Below are 4310 nucleotides of genomic sequence, written 5' to 3' on the forward strand. Positions count from 1 at the left end.
GGGGACCGCCCGCCCGGCGCGCCGCGCGGCCCAGGCGGTGACCCGCTCCAGCGGTCCGCGCCCCTTGAGCGCGGACCAGGCGGTGCAGGCCACGAGCAGCACCACGGCGGAGGCGACCCAGACGCGGTTGTCCGCGATCCAACCGCCGGGCCCGGCGAGCACGACCAGGGAGACCAGGTGCACCGAGTAGGCGGTCAGCGGCATCGATCCCACCGCCGACAGCGGCAGCAGCACCCAGCGCAGGGGTCGCGCGATCAGCAGCAGCCCTCCGATCACGGCCAGCGCGATCCCGCCCGAGCGGAAGATCTCCAGCGTCGAGCCGGAGTGCGGAGCCAGCGAGATCACGGACTCGCCGAGCTCCCATGCCGGGTCCATCTCCGCGAGGGACTCCCCGTATCCGTCCCAGCCCAGGCCGGGCTCGTCCTCCTCCTCGTCGCTCTCCTCGACGGCCGCGCTCGATGCCGCGGACTCCGCCTCGGGCCCGTACACCTCGGGGGCGAGCGTGCCGAGCAGCGCGGCGAGCGCCATCCCGGCCGCGGTCGCGAGCACCGCGGCCCCGGCGCCGATCGCGGCGATCCTCGCGGCCACCCCGGGCCGGCCCAGCGGCATTCGGCCCAGCGCCATCCCCAGCAGGATCAGCGGCGCCCAGGAGGTGAAGCGGTAGCTTCCGGTCAGCACGAGATCGGCGCCAGGCCCGTAGGAGCCGAGCGAGAGCATCTCGGAGAGAGTGACCAGCACCGGCCCGAGCAGCGCGATCGGCAGCGCGAGCAGCAGCAGGCGGGACGGGCGCAACCGGATCACGGGCAGCGCCGCGATGTACACGACTCCGTAGAAGGTGAGGATCACCGCGACCCCGGTGCCCATCATCTCGAGCACCAGGCCGATGAGGAAGATCGCGACGCCCCGGCCCAGCAGGGAGGCGCGCAGCCGCGGCAGCTCGGCCGGCTCCGGGATCCGCCGCCGCCCGGTCACCAGGGCGATCGAGATCCCCGCGAGCACGGCGAAGAGCATCGAGGAGTTGCCGTGCACGATCGAGAGGTAGCTGGCCGGCCAGGTCGGGTCGAAGGTCGGGATGTCCCCGACGTGCGCCCCGATCATCCCGAGGATCGCGAGGGCGCGGGCGATGTCGAGGGCGTTGACGCGCGGCGGGGAGACCAGGGCGGCCAGCCTCTCGCGCGGGCCGCGGCGCGCCGGAGCACCGGACCGAGCAGCCCGGATCCGATCCGTCCCCGCGCTGCCGGTCGCCGCGCTGTCGGTCGCTGCACCGCCGGTCACTGCGCTGTCCATCGGCGGCTCCTCAGCCCGATGCGGCCAAGCCGCTCCACCCGCACCGCGGGGAGCTGCTCGAGAGCGGGCCCCGACGGCCCCGCCCGTCCCGGGCGTCGCGCCCCAGTATGGCCCCGAATCGAACATTTCGTCCATCCTGGGCAGCGCGGTGCGTCCGTCGGCGCGCCGCGCTCATTCCTCCAGCAGTCCCAGGAGCCGCACGGCCTGCGCCTTCGACAGGGGCTCGTTGCCGTTGCCGCACTTCGGCGAGACCACGCAGGCCGGGCAGCCCGCCTCGCAGCCGCACTCCGCGATCATGTCCGCCGTGGCCCGCACCCAGGCGGCGGCGTCGTCGGCCCCGCGCTCGGCGAAGCCCGCGCCGCCCGGCGCCCCGTCGTACACGAAGATCGTCGGCTCCCCGGTGTCCTCGTGCTGAGCGGCGGAGAGCCCGCCGATGTCCCAGCGGTCGCAGGTGGCCAGCAGCGGGAGCATCGAGATCGCGGCGTGCTCGGCGGCGTGCAGCGCCCCGGGCAGCTCCTCGGCGGGGATCTCGGCGGCGTCGGTGCGCTCGCGCGGGACCACCCACCACACGGCCTTGGTGGTCAGGGTGCGCGGCGGCAGGTCCAGCGCGTGCTGGGCGAGGACGGCCTGCGTGAACACGTCCCGCACCTGGTAGCCGGTGACCTGGTCGGTGACGTCCACGGTGCCGAAGCACAGCCGCACCCCGTCCTTCCAGGGCACCTCGCGGTCCACCTGGCGGATCCGGAGCGTCGAGGCGGACTGCGGATGGGTGGAGTGCAGCGGGTCCTCCCGTCGCACGAAGGCGACGGCCTGGTCCACGTCCAGCCGGTTCACCACGTAGCTGCGGCCCTGGTGGAGGTACACCGCGCCGTCGTGGACCTGGGTGTGGGCGCTCGCGGCGTCGACGGTGCCCAGCAGCTCCCCGCCCGTCTCCTCGACGATCCGCACCGGCTCCCCGCCGCTGCCGCGCAGGTCGGTGAGCTCGCGCGCGGACTCGCTCAACGTCCAGTACCAGCCGGTGGCGCGGGCGCGGAGCACGCCGCGGGCGGCGAGCGTCGTGAGCAGCTCCCGCGCCGTCGGCCCGAAGATCTCCTCCTCGCCGTCGCGGATCGCGAGCTCGGAGGCGGCGGCGCACAGGTGCGGGGTCATCACGTAGGGGTTCGCGGGATCGAACACGGCCGCCTCGACCTCGGCGCCGAACACCGTCTCGGGGTGGTGGACCACGTAGGTGTCCAGCGGGTCCTCGCGGGCGACGAACAGGGCCAGGGAGCCGCCGTCCGAGTCCTGCCGGCGGCCGGCGCGGCCGAACTGCTGCCACAGCGAGGCGCGGGTGCCGGGCCAGCCGGCGACGACCACGGCGTCCAGCCCCGAGATGTCGATCCCGAGCTCGAGGGCGTTGGTGGAGGCCAGGGCCAGCAGCTCGCCGCTGCGCAGGGAGTCCTCGAGCCCGCGTCGCTCGCGGGCGAGATAGCCGCCGCGATAGGCGGCGATCCGCTGCGCGGCATCGGCCAGGCGCGCATCGGCGCTCTCCTCCGCCTTCTGCCCCAGCAGGCGCCGCGCCCCGGTGGAGACGAGCTCCGCCCCGCGCCGCGAGCGGGCGAAGACGAGGGTCTGCACGTCCCGCTCGACGAGATCGGCGAGCAGCGCGGCGGCCTCGCTGGTGGCCGAGCGGCGCAGCGGCTCCTCGCGACGGCCCTGCCCGTCCCCGTCGGGACCCGCGTCCTCCTCGCCGCCGTTCGCGTCGCGGCCCGGCTCCTCCCACCGCGCCGGGTCGCCGCGGCCGTCCACGCGGGTGCGAGTGCCCGGCTCCCACAGCCCGATCGTGAGCCCGGCCCGGGGCGAGCCGTCCTCGGTGACCGCCTCGACATCCCGTCCGATCAGCCGCGAGGCGGACAGCTCCGGGTTCGCGGCGGTGGCGGAGGCGAGCACGAACGTGGGATCGGCCCCGTACCGCGCGGCGATCCGGCGCAGGCGCCGCAGCACCATCGACACGTGGCTGCCGAACACGCCCCGGTAGCTGTGGCACTCGTCGATCACCACGTAGCGCAGCGCCCGGAAGAAGTGGGCCCACTGCTCGTGTCCGGGCAGGATCCCGAAGTGGAGCATGTCGGGGTTGGTGAGCACGACGGTGCCGTGGCGGCGCACCCAGCGGCGCTGCTCGGCCGGGGTGTCCCCGTCGTACACGGCGATGCGGGCGTCGCGTATCCCGGCCCCGTCGGCGAGGGCGGTGATGTTGGTGAGCTGGTCCGCGGCGAGCGCCTTGGTGGGCGAGAGGTAGAGCGCCGTCGCCCGGGGCGCCCCGGGGTCGATCTCCCGCGCCCCGATCGCGGTGAGGGTCGGCAGCAGGTAGGCGAGGGACTTGCCGGAGGCGGTGGCGGTGGCGAGCACCACGTCCTGGCCGTCGTGCGCCAGGCGCGCCGCCTGCTCCTGGTGGATCCAGGGGGCGGTGATACCGCGCTCGGCGAGGTGGAGGACCAGGCGCGGGTCGGTCCACTCCGGGAAGCTGCCCCGTCGGCCCTCGCGGGCGGGCCGCCGCTCGACGTGGGTGAGGCAGCCGTGGCGGATCAGCGGGGCGCTGAGGTCGGCGAGCAGCTCCGAGGCCCTGCCTGCCCGCATCCCTCACCGTCCTCCCGCGTCCCCACAGGGTCTGCGCATTCTCCGCACGTCCTCCCCGGAATCCTCCGGGCGCGCTGGGGCACAATCGTAGCCATGCCCGCCACCGCCCCGGAGCACGCACCGGCCGCCGCCCCGACCGTCCTGACCGCGGAGATCGAGGCCCTCGGCACGGACCTGCGCGAGTCCCACTACGTCACCGAGCACCTCGAGGAGGTCCTCGGCGCCGTCGCCTCCGCCGCGCTGCGTCGCGAGGACCCGGCGCCGGCCCGTCGCCGGGTCGCCGCGAGCACCGATCCGGCCGCGACGCTCCTGTCCCTGTTCGTGCTCGGCGAGACGCTGCCCGCGGCCCGGGTCGCCGCGGCACTGCCCACCCTCGGCCTCGAGGGCGCGCAGCGGCTCGGCCTGCT

Annotated in this window: 2 protein-coding genes and 1 pseudogene; 1 reads left to right on the forward strand and 2 read right to left on the reverse strand. The window is 75.4% G+C overall.

The features are described 5' to 3' along the window. The coding region (locus HMPREF3159_RS11620; protein WP_070501158.1) for a heparan-alpha-glucosaminide N-acetyltransferase domain-containing protein at positions 1-1287 on the reverse strand (1287 nt) is incomplete at its 3' end. 171 nt (positions 1288-1458) lie between these two features. Beyond that, entirely contained in the window at positions 1459-3903 is a 2445-nt protein-coding gene (locus HMPREF3159_RS11625) for a DEAD/DEAH box helicase (RefSeq protein ID WP_070501159.1), read from the reverse strand. A gap of 93 nt (positions 3904-3996) precedes the next feature. Between HMPREF3159_RS11625 and HMPREF3159_RS11630 the strand changes: the two are divergent. Then, a pseudogene (locus tag HMPREF3159_RS11630) lies at positions 3997-4310 on the forward strand (methyltransferase); the annotation flags it as partial.

The sequence above is a fragment of the Brachybacterium sp. HMSC06H03 genome, assembly GCF_001807385.1.
Taxonomy (GTDB): Bacteria; Actinomycetota; Actinomycetes; order Actinomycetales; family Dermabacteraceae; genus Brachybacterium; species Brachybacterium conglomeratum.